Annotated in this window: 22 protein-coding genes; 12 read left to right on the forward strand and 10 right to left on the reverse strand. The window is 72.3% G+C overall.

From position 1 onward, the window contains the following. Nucleotides 1-3: 3 nt before the first annotated feature. Genes hrpB through SALPAC4_RS0118430 form a run of 3 tightly spaced genes read right to left on the reverse strand, consistent with a single transcriptional unit; the run spans nt 4 to nt 3,673 of the window. Nucleotides 4-2,571: an ATP-dependent helicase HrpB gene (gene hrpB, locus SALPAC4_RS0118420; RefSeq protein ID WP_019871579.1), complete on the reverse strand. Its 2,568-nt coding sequence runs from the start codon at nt 2,569-2,571 to the stop codon at nt 4-6. Nucleotides 2,572-2,597: 26 nt separating this feature from the next. Beyond that, a complete protein-coding gene (locus tag SALPAC4_RS0118425; RefSeq protein WP_019871580.1) occupies nt 2,598-2,792 on the reverse strand; it encodes a DUF397 domain-containing protein in 195 nt (64 codons plus the stop codon). Between the two features lie 38 nt (nt 2,793-2,830). Then, on the reverse strand, nt 2,831-3,673 hold the full coding sequence (locus SALPAC4_RS0118430; protein WP_019871581.1) for a helix-turn-helix domain-containing protein: 843 nt from the start codon (nt 3,671-3,673) through the stop codon (nt 2,831-2,833). Nucleotides 3,674-3,815: 142 nt separating this feature from the next. Here SALPAC4_RS0118430 and SALPAC4_RS0118435 point away from each other — a divergent pair, with 142 nt between their 5' ends. The 4 genes from SALPAC4_RS0118435 (at nt 3,816) to SALPAC4_RS28835 (ending at nt 6,990) form a co-directional block, all read left to right on the forward strand. Continuing rightward, nucleotides 3,816-4,445, forward strand: a complete 630-nt coding sequence (locus SALPAC4_RS0118435; RefSeq protein WP_019871582.1) for a GOLPH3/VPS74 family protein — start codon at nt 3,816-3,818, stop codon at nt 4,443-4,445. A gap of 42 nt (nt 4,446-4,487) precedes the next feature. Beyond that, a complete protein-coding gene (locus SALPAC4_RS0118440) occupies nt 4,488-6,017 on the forward strand; it encodes an APC family permease (protein ID WP_027644347.1) in 1,530 nt (509 codons plus the stop codon). Beyond that, complete coding sequence (locus SALPAC4_RS0118445; protein WP_019871584.1) at nt 6,014-6,604, forward strand: GNAT family N-acetyltransferase; 591 nt, start codon at nt 6,014-6,016, stop codon at nt 6,602-6,604. Before SALPAC4_RS0118440 ends, SALPAC4_RS0118445 begins: the two co-directional genes overlap by 4 nt. 257 nt (nt 6,605-6,861) lie before the next feature. After that, a complete protein-coding gene (locus SALPAC4_RS28835; RefSeq protein ID WP_019871585.1) occupies nt 6,862-6,990 on the forward strand; it encodes a hypothetical protein in 129 nt (42 codons plus the stop codon). Between the two features lie 124 nt (nt 6,991-7,114). Here SALPAC4_RS28835 and SALPAC4_RS0118455 read toward each other — a convergent pair whose 3' ends face one another. Beyond that, entirely contained in the window at nt 7,115-7,582 is a 468-nt protein-coding gene (locus SALPAC4_RS0118455) for a general stress protein (RefSeq protein ID WP_018730101.1), read from the reverse strand. A 258-nt stretch (nt 7,583-7,840) separates the two neighbouring features. On the opposite strand from SALPAC4_RS0118455, the gene SALPAC4_RS0118460 reads away from it, so the two are divergent. Together SALPAC4_RS0118460 and SALPAC4_RS0118465 are read left to right on the forward strand one after the other, a co-directional pair. After that, complete coding sequence (locus SALPAC4_RS0118460; protein ID WP_027644349.1) at nt 7,841-8,782, forward strand: NAD(P)/FAD-dependent oxidoreductase; 942 nt, start codon at nt 7,841-7,843, stop codon at nt 8,780-8,782. Nucleotides 8,783-8,952: 170 nt separating this feature from the next. Beyond that, nucleotides 8,953-9,816, forward strand: coding sequence for a mechanosensitive ion channel family protein (locus SALPAC4_RS0118465; protein WP_027644350.1), 864 nt, complete (start codon nt 8,953-8,955; stop codon nt 9,814-9,816). Between the two features lie 55 nt (nt 9,817-9,871). Here SALPAC4_RS0118465 and SALPAC4_RS0118470 read toward each other — a convergent pair whose 3' ends face one another. From SALPAC4_RS0118470 to SALPAC4_RS0118485, 4 genes are all read right to left on the reverse strand, one after another. Further along, complete coding sequence (locus tag SALPAC4_RS0118470; RefSeq protein ID WP_018743909.1) at nt 9,872-10,252, reverse strand: DUF6401 family natural product biosynthesis protein; 381 nt, start codon at nt 10,250-10,252, stop codon at nt 9,872-9,874. A gap of 233 nt (nt 10,253-10,485) precedes the next feature. Then, the gene (locus SALPAC4_RS0118475; RefSeq protein ID WP_018730097.1) at nt 10,486-10,743 is read right to left on the reverse strand and encodes a hypothetical protein; all 258 of its coding nucleotides are present in this window, start codon (nt 10,741-10,743) and stop codon (nt 10,486-10,488) included. 88 nt (nt 10,744-10,831) lie between these two features. Beyond that, on the reverse strand, nt 10,832-11,293 hold the full coding sequence (locus SALPAC4_RS0118480; RefSeq protein WP_018730096.1) for an SRPBCC family protein: 462 nt from the start codon (nt 11,291-11,293) through the stop codon (nt 10,832-10,834). 53 nt (nt 11,294-11,346) lie between these two features. Further along, complete coding sequence (locus tag SALPAC4_RS0118485; protein ID WP_018743911.1) at nt 11,347-11,763, reverse strand: DUF2795 domain-containing protein; 417 nt, start codon at nt 11,761-11,763, stop codon at nt 11,347-11,349. Nucleotides 11,764-11,873: 110 nt separating this feature from the next. On the opposite strand from SALPAC4_RS0118485, the gene SALPAC4_RS0118490 reads away from it, so the two are divergent. Beyond that, nucleotides 11,874-12,281 carry a ChaB family protein gene (locus tag SALPAC4_RS0118490; RefSeq protein WP_019871589.1) on the forward strand — a complete coding sequence of 136 codons (408 nt, stop codon included), beginning with the start codon at nt 11,874-11,876 and terminating at the stop codon, nt 12,279-12,281. A 27-nt stretch (nt 12,282-12,308) separates the two neighbouring features. Here SALPAC4_RS0118490 and SALPAC4_RS0118495 read toward each other — a convergent pair whose 3' ends face one another. Next, on the reverse strand, nt 12,309-13,742 hold the full coding sequence (locus SALPAC4_RS0118495; RefSeq protein WP_019871590.1) for an aldehyde dehydrogenase family protein: 1,434 nt from the start codon (nt 13,740-13,742) through the stop codon (nt 12,309-12,311). Between the two features lie 87 nt (nt 13,743-13,829). Here SALPAC4_RS0118495 and SALPAC4_RS0118500 point away from each other — a divergent pair, with 87 nt between their 5' ends. Then, nucleotides 13,830-15,419: a phytoene desaturase family protein gene (locus tag SALPAC4_RS0118500; protein WP_019871591.1), complete on the forward strand. Its 1,590-nt coding sequence runs from the start codon at nt 13,830-13,832 to the stop codon at nt 15,417-15,419. Nucleotides 15,420-15,531: 112 nt separating this feature from the next. Here the strand turns inward: SALPAC4_RS0118500 and SALPAC4_RS0118505 are convergent, their stop codons facing one another. Next, on the reverse strand, nt 15,532-16,299 hold the full coding sequence (locus tag SALPAC4_RS0118505; RefSeq protein ID WP_019871592.1) for a polyprenol monophosphomannose synthase: 768 nt from the start codon (nt 16,297-16,299) through the stop codon (nt 15,532-15,534). Nucleotides 16,300-16,659: 360 nt separating this feature from the next. Here SALPAC4_RS0118505 and SALPAC4_RS0118510 point away from each other — a divergent pair, with 360 nt between their 5' ends. Genes SALPAC4_RS0118510 through SALPAC4_RS0118525 form a run of 4 tightly spaced genes read left to right on the forward strand, consistent with a single transcriptional unit; the run spans nt 16,660 to nt 21,405 of the window. Then, complete coding sequence (locus SALPAC4_RS0118510; protein ID WP_027644352.1) at nt 16,660-18,489, forward strand: HAD-IIIA family hydrolase; 1,830 nt, start codon at nt 16,660-16,662, stop codon at nt 18,487-18,489. Further along, nucleotides 18,486-19,463, forward strand: a complete 978-nt coding sequence (locus tag SALPAC4_RS0118515; protein ID WP_019871594.1) for a glycosyltransferase — start codon at nt 18,486-18,488, stop codon at nt 19,461-19,463. The genes SALPAC4_RS0118510 and SALPAC4_RS0118515 overlap by 4 nt, the downstream gene beginning before the upstream one ends. After that, complete coding sequence (locus SALPAC4_RS0118520; RefSeq protein WP_019871595.1) at nt 19,448-20,668, forward strand: glycosyltransferase; 1,221 nt, start codon at nt 19,448-19,450, stop codon at nt 20,666-20,668. Before SALPAC4_RS0118515 ends, SALPAC4_RS0118520 begins: the two co-directional genes overlap by 16 nt. Continuing rightward, nucleotides 20,665-21,405 (forward strand): D-sedoheptulose-7-phosphate isomerase, encoded by a 741-nt coding sequence (locus tag SALPAC4_RS0118525; protein ID WP_019871596.1) that lies wholly within the window; start codon nt 20,665-20,667, stop codon nt 21,403-21,405. Before SALPAC4_RS0118520 ends, SALPAC4_RS0118525 begins: the two co-directional genes overlap by 4 nt. The last annotated feature ends 1 nt before the right edge of the window (nt 21,406 follow it).

Consider the following 21,406-nt stretch of genomic DNA (forward strand, 5'->3'; position numbering starts at 1 on the left):
CCCTCAGCGGCGGCGCGGATTAGCTCGCCGGGTCGGCTCAGCGGTCGTCGGATCCACCGGCCAGGAGTGCCGTGGGTAGCGCCCGCGCAGCTCCGCCCGCACCTGCGGGTAGCCGGACCGCCAGAAAGAGGCCAGGTCCCCGGTGACCGCGACGGGACGCCCGGCGGGGGAGAGGAGTCGTAGCAGGACGGGGACCCGACCAGCGGCGATCCGGGGCGCCTCCGGCCAGCCGAAGGTCTCCTGGAGCCGGACCGCCAACACCGGTGTGGTCGGATCCGTGTAGTCGACGCGGATCCGGGAGCCGCTGGGCACCGTGAGTCGTTCCGGGGCGAGTTCGTCCAGGCGGGCCGCGAGTGGCCAGGGCAGCAGGCGGCGCAGCGCGGAGAGCACATCAATCTGGGCCAGGTCGGCTCGCCGTCGTGCCCCGGCCAGCTCCGGCGCGAGCCAGTCCGGCGCCGCCGCCAGCAGGGCCTCGTCGTCCACCTCGGGCCACTCGTCGCCGAGGGCCGTGTGGCAGAACGCCAACCGCTCGCGGAACGCCCGGGACGCCGGGGACCAGGTCAGCAGTTCCAGCCCGGTACGGCGCAGGCCGTCCACGAGCGCGTTGCGCAGTTCGTCCCGGTTCGGTGCGACGAGCGGGCGCTCCAGGAGGTCGAGGGAGCCCAGTCGGACCACCTCCCGAGCCACCACGTCCGTCCCGGACCAGGCCACCTCGCGCGCCGTGGTCAGCAGCGAACCACCGGCCGCCCGGGCGGTCGCCTCGTCGATCGGAGCCGCCAGTCGGATTCGGGCAGCCGGCGCCCCCGGCGTCCGGTCGGCGACCGCGACCGCCAGCCACACCGAATCGGTCAGCGCTGACCCGGGTGCCAGCGTCGCGGCGGTCCCACCACTCATCAGGTATGTCGGGTCGCCCGGCCGCCGGGCTCGGGCCAGCCGTTCCGGGTACGCCAGGCCGACGACCAGCCCCGCGGCCAGGTCGTCGGGGAGGCCCCGCTCCGGCGTCGTTGGCCCGGCGCCCGAGGGCAGGGCGGTACGCAGCCGGCGTACCTCGGCTCGCCAGCGGTTGGTGGCGGTGACGTCCGTTCCGGCGCGAAGCCGTCGCAGCGCGGCGGTGAGGTCGTCCCGGGCGCCGGCGACCCCCTCCTCGGCGAGGAGCGCGACGACCTCGGCCGCGCGGTCCGGGCCGAGGTGAGCGGCGCCATCGATCAGGGCGCGGCCCAGCCGCGGGTGCGTGCCGACCGCGGCGATCGCCCGGCCGCGGTCGGTGACCCGCCGATCGGCGTCGAGCGCGCCGAGCGCGACGAGGGATTCCTGGGCCACGGCGAGCGCGGCTGGTGGCGGTGGGTCTGGCAGCGCGAGGCCGTGTCCGTCCGGCGTGCCCCAGGCCGCGATGTCCAGCGCGAACCGGGTGAGGTCGGCGGTGGCGATCTCTGGCTCCGGCTGTGCGGCGAGTCGCTCGTGCTGCGCTGCCGACCAGCAGCGGTACACCTGCCCCGGGCCCTCCCGACCGGCCCGTCCGGCCCGCTGGGTGGCGGCGGCCCGGGACACCGGGACGGTGACCAACGCGCCCAGCCCGCGGGCGAGGTCCGTACGCGCGACGCGGGCCAGCCCCGAGTCGACGACCACCCGTACCCCCGGCACCGTCAGGCTGCTCTCCGCGACCGACGTCGCCAGCACCACCCGCCGACGGGGGCGGTCGGCGCCGGCGCGGGGTGGGGTGTCGGAGGTGCCGCGCCGGAGCGGTTGCGCCCGCAATACGGCGTCCTGCTCCGCTGGGCGCTGCCGGCCGTGCAACGGCAGGACCGCGACCTCGCCGGGCAAGCCGGCCAGCCGGGCGCTGATGGCGGCGATCTCGCCGGTGCCGGGGAGAAAGACCAACACGTCGCCGTCGTGCTCGCGTAGGGCCCGCCGGATGGTGGCCGCCACATGGTCGAGTAGCACCGGGTCCACCCGGCCGCTGCCGGCGGGGAGGACCGGGCGGGGCGGCGGTGCCCAGATCCGGGCCACCGGGTGCGCTGCCGCCGACGCTCGCACCACCGGTGCGGCCGTGTCACCGCCGAGCAACGCGGCGACCCGATCCGAGTCAGGGGTGGCCGACATGCCGAGTAGCCACAGCTCCGGGCGGAGCGCGGCCCGCGCCTCCACCGTGAATGCGAGCGCCAGGTCGGCGTCGAGCTGCCGTTCGTGGATCTCGTCGAGCAGGACGGCGCTGCTGCCGGCCAGCTCGGGGTCCCGGTGCAGCCGGCGGACCAGCAGGCCGGTCGTCACCACCTCGACCCGGGTGCGTGGTCCGACGCGGCGGTCGCCCCGCACCGCGTACCCGACCCGCTCGCCCACCCGCTCGCCGAGCAACGCGGCCATCCGGCGGGCGGCGGCGCGGGCGGCCATCCGGCGGGGCTGCGCCACCAGCACCCGGCCGGTCACCTCCTCGGCCACGGCGAGCGGGAGCAGTGTGGTCTTGCCGCTGCCCGGCGGCGCTACGAGCACCGCGGTGCCGGTGGCGTGCAGCGCCGCCAGCACCGCGGGCACCACCGGCCGGACCGGCAGGTCAACGGGGGCGTCGGAGTACACGGCAGGAGTGTCCCACCGGCGATGGGTCAGTCGCCGCCTACCCCGTTGATACCGGCGACGAAGGCCCGCCAGGCCGGTGTGGGGAAGGCGAGCACCGGGCCGCGACGGTCCTTGCTGTCCCGGACCGCGACCTGGTTGGTCGATGTGGACACCTCGATGCAGTTGCCATTGCCCACACTGCGGCTGCTGGTGCGCCACTCAGTCCGGTCGAGCGCCGTCATCGCGTACCTCTCGTCAATGTCGGCGTGCCTCGCCGACGTTACTGAAAGTTACGAGAAGCTGCCAAAAGATGTGCCTGGGACGCCGCTGGATCGAGCGCCAGACGACGCAGCTCCTCGTGCACAAGGCTATACCCAGCCACGTGTTCCGCCCCCTCCAGTGCTAGGCCTGTCGTTAGATTTTCCAGGTAGACCACGGCTGCGTCGGCCGTGTCGGCGAAGGCCAGGATGACGTAGGGCGCGCTCATGGCGGGGTGCCCGCCGGCCGAGAAGGGTAGTACCTGCACCGTGACGTTCGGTAACTGTGTGACCGTCGCGATGTGCGCGAGCTGGTCAGCCATCACCGCGTCCCCGCCGACCGGCCGGCAGAGCACCGCCTCATTGAGGACAACCGACAGCTCCACCGGGTTGTCGCGGTGCAACACCTCCTGGCGGCGCAGGCGCGCTGCCACCTTTCGTTCCAGGCCGCCCTCGCCGGCGGTGCGCCGGAAGACCTCGCGCGCGTACGCCGGGGTCTGTAGGAGTCCGGGTACGGCCTCGCCCTCGTAGGTGTGCAGTGCGGCGGCCTCCGCCTCCAAGCCGACGTAGAACTCGAACCACTCCGGCAGGACGTCGCTGTAGCTCTGCCACCAGCCGCGCTGCTGGGCATCGCGGGCGATCTCGATCAGTGCCTCGGCGTCGGCGCCGGTCACCTGGTAGAGGGCGAGAGCGGCGCGGACATCCCGGGGCTTGATTCCAATCTGGGCGTTCTCGATCCGGGACAGGTTGCTCTTGGACATGTCCAGCTGGCGGGCGGCGGCGTCGAGGGTCATGTTGGCATGCTCGCGCAGCTGGCGGAGTTCACGGGCGATACGGCGGCGGCGTACGGTCGGGCTCGCGGTCACCCTCCGAGTCTGTCACGACAAGATCCCCAGGTCGTATGGATACGGAGTGCAACCCTCCGCATTGGGAGTTGCAGTTCAGCCCGGTGCAGTGCATCCTTGCCCAGTTGCGATCACTGTGGACGAGATAGGTGGGAGGACCGGGTTGCTGGTCGCCGACGAATTCTTCCTGATCGCCCACAACGACTCCCGGGGTAGGGCGAAGCTGCACTCCTCCGCCACCGGCCTCGGGCTCGCTGGCTGCCTCCTGGCTGAGCTGCTCCTAAGTGGAAATATCACTGTGGGCAGTGGTGAGGTTTCGGTCGTCCATACCCGGCCGCCTGCCGATGCGCTCGCCCATACCGTGCTAGACCAGCTGGTGGGCGAGGCGCAACACCGGTCGGTGCGCATCTGGCTCAGTTTCCTCGCGCAGAGCGCCACCACCTCGGTGGGGGAGCGGCTGTCCCGGGCGGGCGTGCTGCGTCGCCAGGAGAGCCGGCGGTTACTACGCAGCAAGGTCGGCTATGTCCCGGTGGATCCGAACGCGGCAGCCTGGCCGGCGACCCGCCTGCGGTTACTGCTGGAGCGGTCGGACCCCCCACCAACCCTCCCTGATGCGGTGCTACTCGGGCTGACCGCCGCGGCAGGCCTGAGCCGGGAGGTGCTGTGGAGCGTCGGACCCCGAGCCGAGCACCGGTTCACCGAACTGGTTGCCTCGCTGCCCCCGCCATTGAAGGAACTGGCGACGCAGACCGAGGCCGCTGTCGGGGCGGCGGTGCTGCGCGGTTCCTCGTGATCGCGAAAACAACATCCCTCGTGTCCCTCAACCGGAGTGGTAATGCCCTCGACAGCAACCATAGAAAAGCCGAGCAACGTCTCTGAGGCGCTGGCCCGTGGCCGGCTCGGCGTGCCATCCGTGGTCTTCTTCGTCCTGTCCGCGGCCGCACCACTAACCGTGGTAGCGGGTGTGGTGACCACCGGCTACGGCGTCATCGGCGTGCTCGGCATCCCGCTGGCCTTCCTCATGGTCGCCGCGTTGCTCGCCCTTTTCTCAGTTGGCTACGTGACAATGGCCCGCCGGCTGGTCAACGCCGGCGCCTTCTACGCGTACATCTCCCGCGGGTTGGGGCGTCCGGCCGGTGTCGGCGCCGCCTGGGTGGCGCTGATCGCGTACAACGCCCTGCAGGTCGGGCTGTACGGCACTATCGGCGCCGCCGCCGAACCGGTCCTGGACCGGCTCTTCGGCGTCAGCGTGCAGTGGTGGGTGGTGGCCCTCGGCGCCTGGGCGTTCGTCGCCGTGCTGGGGCTGCTTCGGGTCGACATCAACGGCAAGGTCCTCGCGGTGCTGCTGCTCGCCGAGATCGCAGTGGTCCTGGTGTTCGACCTCGCCCAGCTGGGCAACCCCGCTGGTGGCCAGGTCAGTTTCGCGGCGTTCGCACCGGACAACCTCTTCGTCCCCGGCCTCGGCGCGGTGCTGGTGCTGGCGATCCTCGGGTTCGTCGGGTTCGAGGCAGCCGTGGTGTTCAGCGAGGAGAGCAAGGATCCCCGCCGGACGGTGAAGGTAGCCACCTACCTGTCTATCGCGATCATCGCGGGCCTCTACGCACTCTCGTCGTGGAGCATGACCGTCGCGGTCGGGCCGGACCAGATCTCCGAGCAGGCCGGCGAGCAGAGTGTCGCGCTGATCTTCAACCTGGCCGCCGAGCACCTCGGCGACACGGTGGTGACCATCGGCCAGGTGCTGTTCCTGACGTCGGTGGTGGCCGCGATGATCTCTTTCCACAACACCACCGCCCGGTACGCGTTCGCCCTTGGCCGGGAGCGGGTGCTGCCGGCGGCCTTCGGGCGCACCTCGCCGAGTAGCGGCGCCCCTCGCACGGCTTCCCTCGCCCAGAGCGCTCTGGGCCTGTTCGTGATCCTGTTGTACGCGGTCAACGGGTGGGACCCGATCGTGCAGCTCTTCTTCTGGTGCGGCACCAGCGGCTCGTTCGGGGTGCTGCTGCTGATCGTCACCACCTCGATCGCGGTGATCGCCTACTTCGCCCGTGATGGCCAGGGGGAGTCGCTGTGGCGGCGGGCAGTGGCACCCGGGCTCGCCGCGGTGGCGTTGCTGACTGTCTTCACCCTGGCGGTGCTCAACTTCGCCGACCTGCTTGGCGTCCCGGCCGACCACACCCTGCGCTGGGGAGTCCCGATCGCGTACCTGGTTGCCGCGCTGCTGGGCGTGGTGTGGGGGCTGGTCCTGCGGTCAAGCCGTCCGGTCATCTACGCCCGGATCGGGCTCGGCGCGGAGAGCGCCGCCACGGCCCTGCCGGAGCCGACCGATCCCCTGCCAGCGGCGTCGGAGCGGGCGGAGGCCCGGCGATGACCGGCGTCGGTGTCGAGCGGCTCGGGCCGGAACGGACGCAGCTGGTCGCGGAGCGGATCGCCGCGGCGTTCCTGGTGCTCGACCAGCCGCGCTGGCTGGTGCCCGACGAAAGCAAACGGGAGACGGTGATCGCCGGACAGTTCGAGATCCTGGTCGACCATGCGATGCGGCACGGCCTGGTCTTCGGTACCACCGACCTGACCGGGGTGGCCGTCTGGTTCCCCTCGATCGGTGCGGAGCCGGCGCCGCCGCCGCCGGACTACGACGCCCGGCTCGCCGCGGTGTGCGGTGAGTGGACGGATCGCTTCGTCCACCTCGATGAGCTCTTCGCCGCGAACCATCCGCAGCCCGACCACCATCACCTCGCCTTCCTCGCCGTGCAGCCGGACCGGCAGGGCCAGGGAGTGGGTACCGCACTGTTGCGGCACCACCACGCGTGGCTGGACGCCAACCGGATGCCTGGATATTTGGAGGCGTCCAGCGAGGTGGCCGTCGAGCTCTACGCCAAGCACGGCTACCAGGTATGGGAACCGTTCCGGTTGCCCGATGGCACGCCCTTCTGGCCGATGTGGCGGGATCCCCGCTGAGCTGATTCTGCGGTGGCCGGGCTCTGCAGCCCGGCCACCGCCCGCTCGGCCCCGCGCCCCGGCCTCCCGCCTGCCGGGGCGAGCAGGTGACTCGGCACGGTTACCTCCTGCCTCGGTGGGTAACTCATTCCTCGGTGCGTCCAGCGGGGGAGCGCAACAGCCCTCGCGGCAACGGGCGCGTCCGCCAGATTCGGACCTGGTTCCCGACTGGCCGGCAGCCGGACGGGACTAGCCCCGAGCGTCGAGGAGGCCAGTCAATGCCCGGTGAGACGAGGAACCGCGGAACCGAAGACCGCCCACCGGCGGCCGAGGGGGAGCGGGGGGCGCTGGTGGCCGTCCTGGTGATGGTGCTCTTGGGCATCGCGGGCATATTCGCGCTGTCCTGAGCCGGAGATGAGTGCACCCCGGCCGCCAGCGGCGGCCGGGGTGCACTCGGTATACGTCCGGTGTCGGCGCCGCTCCTCCACCCGGTCGGTGGCGGCCAGCAGCCGCCTGCCCGGGCGGTGCGAGCTAGTCCGGTTGCCGCTGCGGTGCCTGCAGGTGGAGCCGGCCCAGCAGCTGACGGGCCTGCTCGGCGTACTGCTGATCAACGATGACCGCGTACTGGTTGGCGCGAAGAGAACTGGCCGAGGTGAAGTCGCGGCGACCGCCGGTCATCGCATGTGCCACGGCCCCGAACACCGCACCCCAGATCGCACCGATCACCAGGCCGGCGAGGACCACCGCGAGCCAGTTTCCCGCGGTGAAGATGCCGAACAACAAGCCGATGAAGAGACCGAACCACGCGCCGGTACCGGCGCCGAGTAGCCCCGCCCGCCCGGTGCTCAGCCGGCCGAGGACCGTCTCGACCAGGGTGAGGTCGGTGCCGACGATGGCGGTGTGCTCCACCGGGAACCGGTTGTCCGCCAGGTAGTCAACGACCCGCTGGGCGGTGCGGTAGTCCGGGTATGAGCCGATTGTCACCGTCGGCGGTCCCATCCCTGGCCCGTCGCCGTCGCCGCTGGGCGGTGCCGGATGACCCGCCGGACCGGAGGGGATGGTGTCGCCGCCCGCTGAACCGGGACGCCAGGCTGAGGCCGGACTCGAAGGTGTGTTCATGAGTCTCCTCCTTCGTCACCATCCACGTTCCCCGTTGGCCGAGGGGGTAACCCGTGCTCGTGGCCGGCGAGGGCGGAACCAGGGTGGCGGCGCACCGGCGACCAGTAGGCTCAACCGGTGCACGGGGAAGCGGCGAGCGTGGTGGTGATCGGCGCGGGTCTGGCCGGAGTGGCGTGCGCCCGTGAACTGGCCCGGGCGGGCGTACCGGTGCAGCTTCGAGAACGTGGGCAGGTGGCCGGCGGACGGATGGCCAGCCGGAGCTTCGCGGGGCGCCCGGTGGACCTGGGTGCCGCGTACCTGACGGTCAGCGACCCGGGCTTCGCCGCGGTGCTGCGGCAGTGGCGGGCGGCGGGCCTGGCCCGCGAGTGGACCGACACCTTCCTCGCCTACCGCGGCGAAGACCGTCGGGAGGTGGTGGGTCCCATGCGCTGGGCCGCCCCCCGCGGGCTGCGTTCGCTGGTGGAGCAGCTCGCCCAGGAGCTGCCGGTGAGCTACAGCCGCCCAGTACACAGCGTCGGACCCGGCCCGACCGTGGACGGGCAGCCCTGCGCGGCGGTGGTGCTGGCCATGCCTGGCCCGCAGGCGGAACCGCTGCTGGACCCGGCCCTGACCGCCGCGACCCGGGCCACGCGAGCCCAGGCCTGGTCGCCGTCGCTCGCCGCGATGCTGCGGTTCCCGGAGCGTTGTTGGAGCGGACTACGCGGCGCCTTCGTCAACGACCATCCGGTGCTCGCACTGGTCTGTGATGACGGCGACCGCCGGGGCGACGCCGCACCGGTTCTCGTCGCGCACACCACCCCGGAGTTCGCCGCCGCCCACCTGGATCAGCCCGCCGCTGCTTCCTCCGCCGTCGAGGTGGCCGTTCGGGACCTACTCGCGCTGCCGATGTCGGCCGAGGAGCTGTATGTGCACCGGTGGACGTACGCGAAGCCGACCGTGGCGGCGGCGGCCACCTACCACCTGGATGCCGACGGGATCGGGCTGGCTGGTGACGCCTTCGGCCCGCCCCGCGCCCAGACCGCCTGGCGCTCCGGCCACGACCTGGCCCACGCCCTTCTCGCCCGCCGAGCGGACCAGTAGCGCCCCACCCACGCAGCCAAGGGGGTGGGTAGGCGGCAGTGGCGACCGGAACGGTCTTCGTGGCCGGTCAAGGCGACCCGGCGAGCGTCGGAAAACGCTGAGGAGCGCTGCGGAGTGCCGGTGCGGTGACTGGGTATGCGCGCGAGGTAGTCCATGCGAAGGAGGGCATCATGCCGGAAACCCTCGCGGTACGGCAGGTCGACATCGGGGCCGCCTTGACCGATATGTGGCGGGCGGTGCTGTTGTTCATACCGAGAGCTGTCGCGTTCATTGTGATCCTCGTGATCGGATGGCTCATCGCCCGAGCCGTCCTCAAGGCGGTGGACGCGGCGTTGGAGCGGGTGAACTTCGACCGCGCCGTGGAGCGCGGCGGCATCAAACGGGCACTGGCGCGTACCAAGTACGACGCCAGTGACATCCTCGCGCGGCTCGCGTACTACGCCGTACTGCTGTTCACGCTGCAGTTCGCGTTCGGGGTGTGGGGACCCAACGCGATCAGTGACCTGATCAGTGGTGTGGTGGCGTGGATTCCGCGGGCGTTCGTGGCGATCGTCATCGTGGTGGTGGCGGCGGCCATTGCGAGCGCGGTCCGCGACCTCGTCAGTGGTGCGCTCGGCGGTCTGACGTATGGCCGGGTCCTGGCCGACGCGGCGGCCGTCTTCATTCTGGCCCTTGGTGTGATCGCGGCGCTGAACCAGGTCGGCATCGCCACCACGGTGACCACGCCCGTGCTGATTGCCGTGCTCGCCACGGTGGCCGGGATCCTGATCGTGGGTGTCGGTGGTGGTCTGGTCAAGCCGATGCAGAGCCGCTGGGAGGGCTGGCTGAACCGGATGGCCGAGGAAGGACGGGCCGTCCAGCAGCACCGGCAGGCCCAGGGCGCCGGCCGCAGCGACGTCGAACGGCAGATGGCCGACCGGACCGGGCGCGAACCGGAACGGACGCATGCAAAGACCCACGAGGCGGCGACCGCGGGTAGCGGTGGTCGCAAGTCGGGCGGTGCGGGCGACGAGACCCAACAGTTCGACCGTTGAGCGGCGGCTGGAGCATGGGGGTGGTCGCCGCCGGGTGGCCACCCCCCGATTCGGGTCAGAGCGGCGGGAGCGGGGCCGGTCGGGGACCGTCCAGGGATCGGGCCAGAGCGGCGACCGCGAGTAGGCGGGTGAGGAGCCAGTCCGGCGGCCCCGCCCAGTCGATCGGCCCGGCCGGCGGAGCCCAGTCGTGCTCCCGGGCCGCGGCGTGGATTCCCTCCGTGTAGCCGGCCAGGGCAGCGACAGTGAGCGGCCGACGATCCCCGTCGAGGCTCTCCCGGACCGCCGCGGCGTGCTGGTCAACCAGGGCGAGGAGACCGGGCCGCGCCGCCGCCGCAGCCAGGCCGTCGGTGCCCACGGTGCTGGACAGCGACGCCAGCGTCGAGCGGGCGGCGTCAACGAGCAGGCGGGGGTTGACCCGTTCCAACGGTGCGCGCATGAGGAACGAGACTAGCCCGTGGAACCGGCAGGCGACCTCGTCTGCTCCCCGGCTTGCTTCCTCGGCCAGTTGGCCGATGCGCACCGGTATCCCGGCTCCGCCGCAGCGATATGGGGCGGGCCAGGGGTGCGCAGCGCTCGTGCCGGTGCCGGTGCGTCCCGTCGGCGGGGGATGCACCGGCACCTGGTCAGCCAGGAGAGCCGGCCCCGGTGGATCAGGGCCGGTGTTCGAGATCACATGGTGTCCGGTCCGGTCCGCCCGGTCGTGGACGGGCGGTAGGCCCGGTCCGGGTCAGTCGGTTCCCGGCCGGTCTCGGCAGCCTGGCCGCCGCGATCCACCGCCTGGGGCCCGTGCCCGAACGCGGCCTCCTCCCCGGCGTCGTTCGCGGTTACGTCGTCGGCCTGGCCGTCCATCGCCGAACGAGCGATGGCTCGGTCCAACTCCACCAGGGGAGTCCGCTCCTCGTCACGCCACGCCTTGTCGTCGGTCATACCTCCGGCGGTACCCCGACTCCACCCGCGCGAAACCCGCCGACGGCCCCCGGTGGTGCCGGAGGCCGTCGGCGAGGAGGGCCGCGGATCAGGGCTGCGGGCGGTCGACCTTGCCGCGCCAGGCGCCGGTCGCCTGGTTGCGTCCCTCGATGAACTGCTTGAACCGTTCCAGGTCACCCTTGGCCCGGTGGTCCACGACGCCGAGCGTGTCCCCAGCGTGCTCCACCGCGCCGTGCGGCTCGAAATCGAGTTGGAGCGTGACCCGGCTGGTGTTTTCGTCCAGCCGGTGGAAGGTGACCACCCCCGCGTGCTGGGCGCCGCCGATCGAGCGCCACGCGACCCGCTCGTCCGGGAGTTGTTCGGTGATCTCGGCGTCGAACTCGCGTCGCACCCCGGAGATCTCCACGGTCCAGTGGGTCATCGTCGGGGAGAGGTGCCGCACCTCCTGCACCCCCTCCATGAAGTGTGGGAACTCCTCGAACTGGGTCCACTGGTCGTAGGCGGTGCGGACCGGGACGGCGACGTCCACGAATTCCACGACACCACTCATCAGCTCCTCCTCCCCGCCACTTTCTGGCGGCTCGGGCCGGGTGACGGCCCGGGTTACCAGCGGGTCGTCTCGTTGCGGTGGCCGAGCGCGGCCCAGATCTCCGAGATCGTCTGGTAGCGGGTTCCCGTGGGCAGGCGTTCCAGCGCGGCGACCAAATCGGCCGGAGCGTCGTTGTCCCGTGCGTTGGCGACCAGGGTCTCGCGGTCGCCCGGCAGGGCGGTCATCGTGATGAACCGCCCGAGCCGGCTGCGGGCCTCGACATCCTCGGAGCTCATGCCCTGTGGGCTGCCGCTGCGCAGCGCGCCGGCCGGCGCCGTTGTGGGCTCCGGTTGATCCTCGCCCGCCGGTTCCGGCTGACGGAACTCGTCGACCCGCGATCCGGCCGCTCCCGGACCCTGTACGAGGCCGCTGACCTCGCTCTCCATCTCGTCGTCGAGCCTCGGACCGTGCTTGCTGCTGCCGCGTTCCATGTCTTCTGCGCTACCCGACGGGCTCCGGGGGTAAACCCCGGAGAGATCCGGTTTGTCGCATCGGCCGTGGGGAAAGATCACTGGAGACACCGACGTGGAGGAGGATCGAGATGCCCGGGCGGGAGGACATGCCCAGCACGCTGCGACGCTCCCCAGACAAGGCGCAGCGTACCTGGGAGAAGACCCACGATTCGGCCCTGCAGACGTACGGCGAGGGGGAGCGGGCCAGCCGGACCGCGTTCGCGGCGGTCAAGAACGAGTTCGAGAAGGTCGGCGACCACTGGGAGCCGAAGGGCCGCAAGGGTCCGAGCGATCGGCAGGCCGCCGGTGGCGGTCCCCAGCGCCGCGCGGCGACCGCGGGGGGCGTTGACGCGAACGCCAGCAAGGACCACCTGCTGCAGGTTGCCCGCGAACTCGACGTCGCCGGCCGGTCAACCATGACCAAGCCGGAGCTGGTGCGGGCGATCGAGAAGGCCAACAACCGGCTGACCGCCCAGGCCCGGCAGCGGGGCCGGTAACCACCATTCGGCGCCGGGCGGCCCACGTCACCAGTGTCCGCCGCCCGGCGCCTGCAGGTGGACCACCTTTGTGGCGGTGAACTCGTCGAGCAGCTCCGGCCCGTACCCGAAGCCCTGCCCGCTGCCCCGACGCGGATGAGCGGCCCCACCCGGCGCCCCGCCGAAGACAGCGTTGATTTTGACGGTACCGACGGGGAGATCCCGGCAGGCGCGTTGCGCGTGACTCATCGACGCCGTCAGCACAGTCGCGGCGAGCCCGTACGGCGAGTCGGCCGCGCACCGGAGGGCCTCCGAGAACGAGTCAACCACCACGACCGGGGCGACCGGGGCGAAGGTCTCCTCGCGGATCAGGGGCATGTCCTGCCGGCAGTCCGTGACCACCGTCGCCGGGTAGAAGGCACCCGGCCCATCCGGCAGGGTACCGCCGATCCGAAGCTTCGCCCCCTGCGCCACCGCGGCCGTGACCTGTCCGTGTACGTGGTCTCGGTGCCGCCGGTCAACCAACGGGCCCAGCTCGGTCGCCGGATCGACGCCCGGGCCGGTACGCAGGGCCTGCGCCCGCTCGACCAGGGCGGCAACGAAGTCCTCGGCCACATTGCGGTGTACGTAGATCCGCTCCACGGCGACGCAGATCTGGCCGGCGTTGGCGAACGCTCCAATGGCCGCCTGCTCGGCTGCCCACCGCGGGTCCACGTCCGCGTCAACGACGAGCGGGTCGCTGCCACCGTTTTCGAGGAGCACTTTCGCTCCGGTCCGGGCTGCCGCGGCGGCGACCGCCCGCCCGGTGGTGGTCGAACCGACGTGGGCGAGCACGTCCACCGGCTGGGCGGCCAGCGCCGCCCCCACCTCGGGCCCGCCGGTCAGTAGCGAGAGCACCCCGGGCGGCAACGCCGCGTCCACCGCCTTCGCCAGCAGCCATCCGGTCGCCGGAGTCCGTTCGCTGGGCTTGTAGAGCACCACGTTGCCGGTTACCAGCGCCGCGCCGAGCAGGCCACAGGAGACCGCGACCGGGTCGTTCCAGGGGGTCATCGCGGCGACCACACCGCGGGGCTGCGGCAGCATGAAGTCGATCGCCTCAGCGGCACCGTGTAGGGTCCGGCCACCGCGGATCGGCGCCAGCTCGGCGTACTGGCGCAGGGTGCTTACGCCCGCGTCCACCCCGCCCCGCGCATCCGCGAGCGGCTTGCCCATCTCCACGGTGGTGGCCTGCGCCAGCTCGGCGGCGGCCGCCGCCACCGCGTCCGCGGCCCGATGCAGGGCGGCGGCCCGCTCCGCCGGGGGCGTCCTGGCCCACTCGGTGGCGGCGCCCCGCGCCGCCGCCACCGCCTTGCGGACCTCTTCCGCCGTCGCCACCGGCACCGAGCTGACCGCAGTGCCGTCGGCCGGGTCGTGGACGACGAGGTCGCCCCCCTCGCCGCCCGCCCCCCACACCCCGCCGATGAGCTGAGCAACCGTGTACATGCGGCGGTAGATGCCCCGGGCAGCCCCGGGCAAACGCTATTTGTCCTGGCGACCGGCGGCTAGCATGCTCGAGTGAGTCGAATCGATGTGACGTCCCCGGACGCCATCGTCGTCGGAGCGGGCCACAACGGCCTGGTGGCCGCCAATCTGCTCGCCGACGCCGGCTGGGACGTGCTCGTGCTGGAGGCGACCGGGGCCCCCGGTGGCGCGGTCCGGTCGGCCCAGGTGACCGCTCCCGGCTACCTGAGCGACCTCTACAGCTCCTTCTACCCCCTTGGCTACGCGTCGCCGGTGCTGCGCGGGCTGGGCCTGGACCGGTACGGGCTGCGGTGGCGACATGCCCCGGACGTGTTGGCGCACCTGATGCCGGACGGGCGGGCAGCGGTGCTCAACCGCGACCCGGAGGCTACCGCCGCCTCCCTGGAGAGCTTCGCGGTTGGTGACGGGGAACGGTGGCTGGCGGCCTACGACGACTGGCGTCAGGTGGGCGGCCCAGTGTTGGACGCCATCACCACCCCGTTCCCGCCGGTGCGTAGCAGCGTCGCGCTGCTACGCCGGCTGCGGGTCGCCGGCGCGCTGCGTCTGGCCCGCCGGTTGGTGACACCGGTACGCCGGCTCGGCGACGAACTCTTCACCGGAGCGGGCGGGACGGCGCTGCTCGCCGGCTGCGCGCTGCACACCGACCTCGCCCCGGAGGACGCCGGCTCCGGGGCGTACGGGTGGCTGCTGGCCATGCTCGGTCAGCAGGTCGGTTGGCCGGTGCCGGACGGCGGTGCCCAACGGATCACCGATGCTCTGGTGGCCCGGCTCGCCGACCGGGGCGGCCAGATTCGCTGCGTCGCGCGGGTGGATCGGGTGCTGACCGCCCGGGGCCGGGCGATGGGCGTCCGGACCGAGGACGGCGGGCTCTGGCGGGCCCGCCGTGCGGTGCTCGCCGACGTGCCGGCCCCCGCGCTCTATCTGGATCTGGTCGGGGCCGACGTCCTGCCGCCGCGGCTGGTGGCGGACCTGGCCCAGTTCCGCTGGGACGGCTCAACGCTGAAGGTCGACTGGGCGCTCTCCGCCCCGGTGCCGTGGCGGAACCGGGCGGTCGCCACCGCCGGCACCGTACACCTCGGAGCCGACCTCGACGGGATGACCGGCTATGCGGCGGCGCTGGCCCGCGGGGAACTCCCCCGGGACCCGTTCCTGTTGGTCGGGCAGATGACGGTGGCCGACCCCAGCCATTCGCCACCGGGTACCGAGTCGTTGTGGTCGTATACCCACCTGCCGTTCCGACGGCGGTGGCGGGTCGAGGAGATCGCCGCGCAGGTGCAGCGGATGGAGCAGGTGCTGGAGGAGGCCGCCCCGGGCTTCCGTGCGCTGGTGGTGGGCCGGCACGTGGCGGGACCGGCGGACCTGGAGGCGGGGGACCCGAGCCTGGTCGGCGGGGCACTCGGTGGTGGCACGGCCGCCGTCCACCAGCAGCTCTTCTTCCGCCCGGTCCCTGGACTCGGCCGCGCCGACACCCCCGTTGACCGGCTCTTTCTGGCCAGTTCGTCGGCGCATCCCGGCGCTGGGGTCCACGGCGCGCCCGGTGCGAACGCGGCGCGGGCGGCGTTGGCGCGTGACGCGGCGCTCACCGGTGGTGTGTACGCGGCGACGGTCGGCGCCGCGCAGCGCGCGATCTACCGCTGACCGGGTTCGTGGTGTGGTGCGCCCGAACCCCGCCGGCGCCGTGCCGGTCTCGACCACCGTGCCGGTATCGGCGCTTCGCGGGAGGCGGGCCGCAACTCCGGCCCGGCCCGGCTCAACGTTCGACGTTGCGATGCTTACTGCGTAGGCGGAACGGCATCAGGGCACTTTCAATCTTGGTGGCGGTGGTCATCTTCGAGGCGCCGTCTCGCCGCTCCTCGAACCGGATCGGCACCTCAAGGATCGTGTGCCCCAGCTTCGTGGCCAGGTAGTGCATCTCCACCTGGAAGCTGTACCCATTGGACTGCACCCGCTCCAGGCCGATGTCGCGCAGCGCGTCTGCCCGCCAGATCTTGAAACCGGCGGTGAGGTCCCGGATCCGTACCCGCAGCAGGGTGTGTACGTACAGGTTCGCCCAGCCGCTCAGCGCCCGCCGATAGAGCGGCCAGTTCTCGTCCAGCTCGCCGCCCGGCACGTAGCGAGACCCGATCACTACACCAGCCTGGGTGGACAGCAGCGCGCCCAGCATGCCCGGCAGTGCGTCTGGTGGGTGGGAGAGGTCGGCGTCCATCTGCGCCACGAACTCGGCACCGTCGTTGAGGGCCCGCCCGATGCCGTCAACGTACGCCCGGCCCAGGCCTTCCTTGCCGGCCCGGTGGACGACCTCGATCTGGCCGGGGTGCTCCAGGGCCAGCTTGTCCGCGACCTCGCCGGTGCCGTCCGGCGAGTTGTCGTCGGCCACGAGGACCTTCAACCCGGGCAAGGGCAGCGCGAGTAGCTGTTCCACCAGCGCCGGAAGGTTGCCCACCTCGTTGAAGGTCGGCACCACCACGGTCAGGCGCACGTCCCGCCAGGGCGACGGCAACTGCACGGGTTCACTCATGTCGGAAATCCTTGTTTCGCGGACTTGGCTCCCTGCGAGGGTAGCCAGTGCTCCGGTACGTCATGTGACTGCTCCCTGGCCTCGGCCCGACCCACGTCGGCTGTCAGCGCCCAGCGCAGCCCCGAGGACACGCTTGGTCACCGAAAGGCCCCTCCGCGGGGCAGTCGGGCACATTCTGCCCGAACGCCGGGGACGAACCGAACCGGCGCGCGGGGACGACCGGCGGCCGGGTTAGCTTCTCGGGGGCGGCGGGTAAGTCCACGGCGGGGCGGAGGCCGAGTCAGGTCCACCGCGCCCGCGCCCGCGTCGGCGGCGCCGGCGCTGAGGTTTACTCCCCGGGGCGCCGGGAACCCGCCGGCCGTGCCACAGGTGGAGCCGGATCAGCGCAGGTCGGCCCGGGCAGCAGCCCGCTCCGGCCCAGGTGGGGCTCCCCGCCTCTTTGCTGCGGTGCTGCTGGACCGGGATGGCACCCTCATTGAGGACGTCCCGTACAACGGGGATCCGGAGCGGGTACGGCCGATGCCGGGGGCGCGGGCGGCGCTGGATGCGCTCCGCGCGGCGGGTTTACGGCTGGCGGTGGTGACGAACCAGTCCGGGCTGGCCAAAGGGCTATTTACCAGGACGCAGCTGCGGGCCGTGCACGCCCGGGTTGAGCAGTTGCTCGGCCCGTTCGATGCCTGGCTGGTCTGTCCGCACGACGAAGCGGACCGGTGTGACTGTCGTAAACCCAGGCCCAAACTCATTCACTCCGCTGCCCGCCGGCTCGGCACCACACCGCAAGAGTGCGTTCTGATCGGTGACATTGGCCGCGATGTCACCGCCGCCCTGGCTGCCGGCGCCCAAGCCGTGTTGGTGCCCACGCCGCTGACCAGACCAGCCGAGAGCAGCGCCGCCCCGTGGGTCGCCGCGGATCTACCGACCGCGGTGGCCGAGATTCTTCGTCGGCAGACCGCGATTGCCCCGGCCACCCACCGGCCCACCGCCGCGTCGGCGGCCCCGCAGGTCCCGGCCGCTGTCGGGTCCGAGTCGACCCTGGCCGCTGTCAGGTCCGAGTCGACCCTGGCCGCTGTCGGGTCCGCGCCGATTATGGTCACTGCCGAGCCGGCGCGGCCGTCGCGCTCCCACGGCGGCACCGGAACCGTTCTTGTCGTTCGCTCCGACTCGGCTGGTGACGTGTTTGTTACCGGCCCGGCGATTCGGGCTGTCGCCGCCCACGCCCGCCGAGTCGTCCTGTTGTGCGGACCGCGGGGTCGCGCCGCCGCCGACCTCCTACCCGGCGTGGACGCCGTCGTCGTACACAAACTGCCCTGGATCGATCCCGCGCCCGAACCGGTCTCCGGGCCGGACATCGCCGCGCTCACCGCCACCCTCGCCGCCGTGAACGCCGACGAGGCGGTCATCTTCACCAGCTACCACCAGTCTTCCCTCCCCCTGGCACTGCTGCTGCGTACCGTCGGCGTAGAGCGCATCAGCGCGATCAGCGACGACTACCCCGGAAGCCTGCTCGACATCCGCCACCGCGTTCCGGTCGGCGTCCCCGAGCCCGAACGCGCACTCTCGCTCGCCGCCGCCGCTGGTTACTCCCTACCTCCCGATGACGAACCGGCCCTGCGACTGCGGCCCGTGCCGCCGCCGCCCGCGCGGGCGGGTGCACCGGGCTACGTTCTGCTCCACCCCGGCTCGGCGGCACAGTCCCGGGGGTTGCCACCGGACCTGGCGGTGGAGATTGTCCGGACGCTGGTCAACGCGGGCCACCGCGTCGTGGTTACCGGCGGCCCGGACGAGGTGGCGCTGACCGCCCAGGTGGCCGGCGGACTCGCCGTTGACCTCGGTGGCGGGACCGAGCTGGTCGACTTGGCCGCGGCCGTCGCCGGCGCCGCCGCGGTGATCGTCGGCAATACCGGTCCGGCCCACCTCGCCGCCGCGTACGGCGTCCCGGTGGTCAGCCTCTTCGCCCCGACCGTCCCATTTGGTCAGTGGGGACCGTGGCGGGTGCCGACCGTTCGGCTCGGCGACCCGGACGCCCCCTGCCGCGGCACCCGCGCCGCCACCTGCCCGGTGCCCGGCCACCCGTGCCTGAGCCGGATCCAGCCCGAGGAGGTGCTTACCGCGCTGGCCCTGCTCGGCGTAGCGCCGTCCCGACCGTCGAGCTCGGCGGGGGTCGTTGCCCTGGCTCGGAGCGGCCGATGAACATCCTGCTCTGGCATGTGCACGGCTCCTGGACCACGTCGTTCGTCCATGGCAAGCATCGTTACCTGGTGCCGGTCACCCCCGACCGCGGCCCGGACGGCCGGGGTCGGGCCCGTACCTATCCGTGGCCGGAGAACGCGGTCGAGATCAGCCCGTCGGAGTTGGCCACCGCCGAGGTGGATCTGGTCCTTCTGCAACGACCCGAGGAAGAGGCCCTGGCCATCGAGTGGCTGGACCGCCGGCCGGGCCGCGACATTCCGGCGATCTACGTCGAGCACAACACCCCGAAGGACGGTGCGGTGCCGAACAGCCGACACCCGATGGCCGACCGAGACGACCTGTTGATCGCTCACGTGACCGCCTTCAACCAGCTCTACTGGGACACCGGTGGCACCCGGACCACCGTGGTGGACCACGGTGTCGTGCCGCCGACGGTCAGCTACAGCGGCGAGTTGGAGCGGCTCGCAGTGGTGATCAACGAACCGATTCGTCGCTGGCGGGTCACCGGTACTGACCTGCTGCCCCGCTTCGCCGAGCTCGCTCCGCTGGACGTGTTCGGCCTGAAGGTGACCGGGCTCGCCGACCGGCTCGGACTGCCCGCCGACCGGGTGACCAGCCACGACGACCTGCCCCAGGCGCGGATGCACGCCGAGTTGGCTCGGCGGCGGGCCTATCTGCACCTGTGCCGCTGGACATCGCTCGGGCTGAGTCTGATCGAGGCGATGACGATCGGAATGCCGGTCGTCGCGCTCGCTGCCACCGAGGCCGTGATGGCGGTGCCGCCCGGGGCCGGTGCCCTCGCTACCCGGGTTGACGACCTGCTCACCGCCACCGGTCAGTTGCTGGCGGACCCAGCGAGCGCCCGCCGGGCGGGCGCTGTCGCCCGCCGCGCCGCCCGCGACCGGTATGGCCTGGACCGTTTCCTCACCGACTGGGACCGGCTGCTGGAGGAGGAAGTATGCGGATCGCGATGATCTCGGAACACGCCAGCCCGCTCGCGGTCCTTGGCGGGGAGGACGCCGGCGGCCAGAACACGCACGTCGCCGAGCTCTCCGCGGCGCTCGCCGCGGCCGGCCACGAAGTCCGGGTCTACACCCGCCGGGACGCCGTTGACCTGCCGGGAACGGTTCGCTGCCCGGACGGGTACGAGGTGGTGCACGTCCCGGCCGGCCCGGCCGAGCCGCTGGCCAAGGACGCCCTGCTGCCACACATGCGGGAGTTCAGTCACTGGCTGACGGAACGGTGGCGTGGTGATCGATGGACCCCGGAGGTGGTCCACGCGCACTTCTGGATGAGCGGCCTCGCCGCGCTCGCCGCTGGCCGCAAAACCGGTGTGCCGGTGGTGCAGACGTACCACGCGCTCGGTGTGGTGAAGCGGCGGTACCAGGGCGTACAGGACACCAGTCCGGCCCGCCGTATCGGTTACGAGCGGCAACTCGGTCGCGCGGTGGATCGGGTGATCGCCCAGTGCCAGGACGAGGTCGGCGAGTTGGTGCGGATGGGGGTGCCCCGGTCGCGGATGACGGTCGTCCCCTCCGGAGTCAACCTCCGTACCTTCGCCCCGCTTGGCCCGGCCGCCGCACGCGACGACGGCCGCCCCCGCATTCTCACCGTGGGGCGGCTGGTCGAGCGGAAGGGCTTCCAGACCGTGGTCCGGGCGATGGGATACGTGCCGGAGGCGGAGTGCGTGGTGGTCGGCGGCCCACCGGCCGGGCTCCTCGAAACCGACCCGTACGCGGGGCGGCTCCGCGCCCTGGCGCACACCTGCGGGGTGGCTGACCGGGTGCGGCTGGCCGGAGCGGTGCCCCGGGAGGAGATGGGCCACTGGTACCGGTCCGCGGACGTGCTGGTCGCCGCGCCGTGGTACGAGCCGTTCGGGTTGACCCCGCTCGAGGCGATGGCGTGCGGCGTGCCGGTGGTGGGGACCGCGGTCGGGGGGCTTCGGGACACGGTGGTGGATGGGGTGACCGGTGACCTGGTGCCCGCCCGGGATCCCCGCGCGCTCGGTACCGCGATCCAGCGACTACTCGACGACCGGATTCGTCGGTTCGGGTACGCGGCGGCGGCGCTGGACCGGGCTCGGGAGCGCTACGCGTGGGCGGCCACGGCGGAGCGGCTGGTGGAGGTTTACGGCGACGTGGCGGCCATCGGCCGGGCGACCCGGGTGGTGGCCGGATGACGCCGGCCCGGTCGCTGCTGGAGGAGCACCTGACGGGGCTTACCGCCGCGCTGCCGTCGTATCGCCGAGCCGCCCAGCGACTCCCCGCCTGGGGAGCCGAGCTCGCCCGTACCCTCGCTGCTGGTGGTCGGCTGCTGGCGGCCGGCAACGGCGGTAGCGCCGCCGAGGCGCAACATCTCACCGCCGAACTCGTCGGCAAGCTTCGCGCCGACCGTCAGCCCTTCTCCGCCATCGCCCTGCACGCCGAGACCAGCGCCCTTACCGCCATCGGCAACGACTACGGCTACGACCAGGTTTTCGCCCGTCAGGTGTATGCCCACGGCCGCCCCGGGGACATCCTCCTGCTGCTGTCCACCAGTGGCCGGAGCCGGAACCTCCTCGCGGCAGCGCAGGCCGCCCACCAGGTCGGCCTGCGCTGCTGGGCGCTGACCGGCCCCGCCCCCAATCCGCTGGCCGACCTCTGCCACGAGACCCTCGCCGTCCCCGCACCGGACGGGCAGATCGTCCAGGAGCTGCACCTGGTCACCAGTCACCTGCTCTGCGAGTACACCGAGCAGGCGCTGCCGGTGGTCCTGGCCGCCACCGCGGGTACACCGGAGGGGCTGCCGGTGGCGGGGATGCCGTTGACCGGCCTGGAAGCCGAGGTGCCGGCCGATCCACCGGCCACCGGGCCGGTGCGGACCGGGGTTGAGGTGGTCCCGGAGGACGGGCAGCAGGTCGAGGGGATGAGGAGGTAAG

Origin of the sequence: Salinispora oceanensis, assembly GCF_000383575.1 — a bacterium.
In the GTDB taxonomy this organism is placed as follows: Bacteria; Actinomycetota; Actinomycetes; order Mycobacteriales; family Micromonosporaceae; genus Micromonospora; species Micromonospora oceanensis.